Annotated in this window: 1 rRNA gene; it reads right to left on the bottom strand. The window is 56.0% G+C overall.

Annotated features, from left to right (window positions below):
- Positions 1–1,417, bottom strand: a 23S ribosomal RNA gene (locus tag AB0947_RS42785); the annotation flags it as partial.

Genomic DNA, 1,417 nt, shown 5'->3' with positions numbered 1-1,417 from the left:
GGACAAGCCCTCGGCCTATTAGTACCAGTCAACTCCACCTGTTACCAGGCTTCCATATCTGGCCTATCAACCCAGTCGTCTACTGGGAGCCTTACCCCATCAAGTGGGTGGGAGTCCTCATCTCGAAGCAGGCTTCCCGCTTAGATGCTTTCAGCGGTTATCCCTCCCGAACGTAGCCAACCAGCCATGCCCTTGGCAGAACAACTGGCACACCAGAGGTTCGTCCGTCCCGGTCCTCTCGTACTAGGGACAGCCCTTCTCAAGACTCCTACGCGCACAGCGGATAGGGACCGAACTGTCTCACGACGTTCTAAACCCAGCTCGCGTACCGCTTTAATGGGCGAACAGCCCAACCCTTGGGACCGACTCCAGCCCCAGGATGCGACGAGCCGACATCGAGGTGCCAAACCATCCCGTCGATATGGACTCTTGGGGAAGATCAGCCTGTTATCCCCGGGGTACCTTTTATCCGTTGAGCGACGGCGCTTCCACAAGCCACCGCCGGATCACTAGTCCCGACTTTCGTCCCTGCTCGACCCGTCGGTCTCACAGTCAAGCTCCCTTGTGCACTTACACTCAACACCTGATTGCCAACCAGGCTGAGGGAACCTTTGGGCGCCTCCGTTACTCTTTAGGAGGCAACCGCCCCAGTTAAACTACCCATCAGACACTGTCCCTGATCCGGATCACGGACCCAGGTTAGACATCCAGCACGACCAGACTGGTATTTCAACGACGACTCCACAAACACTGGCGTGCCTGCTTCACAGTCTCCCAGCTATCCTACACAAGCCGAACCGAACACCAATATCAAACTGTAGTAAAGGTCCCGGGGTCTTTCCGTCCTGCTGCGCGAAACGAGCATCTTTACTCGTAGTGCAATTTCACCGGGCCTATGGTTGAGACAGTCGAGAAGTCGTTACGCCATTCGTGCAGGTCGGAACTTACCCGACAAGGAATTTCGCTACCTTAGGATGGTTATAGTTACCACCGCCGTTTACTGGCGCTTAAGTTCTCAGCTTCGCCCACCCGAAAGTGAGCTAACCGGTCCCCTTAACGTTCCAGCACCGGGCAGGCGTCAGTCCGTATACATCGCCTTACGGCTTCGCACGGACCTGTGTTTTTAGTAAACAGTCGCTTCTCGCTGGTCTCTGCGGCCACCCCCAGCTCACGGAGTAAATCCGATCACCAGACGTGGCCCCCCTTCTCCCGAAGTTACGGGGGCATTTTGCCGAGTTCCTTAACCATAGTTCACCCGAACGCCTCGGTATTCTCTACCTGACCACCTGAGTCGGTTTAGGGTACGGGCCGCCATGAAACTCGCTAGAGGCTTTTCTCGACAGCATAGGATCATCCACTTCACCACAATCGGCTCGGCATCAGGTCTCAGCCGTATGCAAGGCGGATTTACCTACCT

This window comes from Streptomyces sp. NPDC047841, from assembly GCF_040704085.1.
Classification (GTDB): domain Bacteria; phylum Actinomycetota; class Actinomycetes; order Streptomycetales; family Streptomycetaceae; genus Streptomyces; species Streptomyces argyrophylli.
The sequence above is the reverse complement of the archived record's forward strand: the minus strand, read 5'-3'. Positions and strand labels throughout refer to the sequence as shown.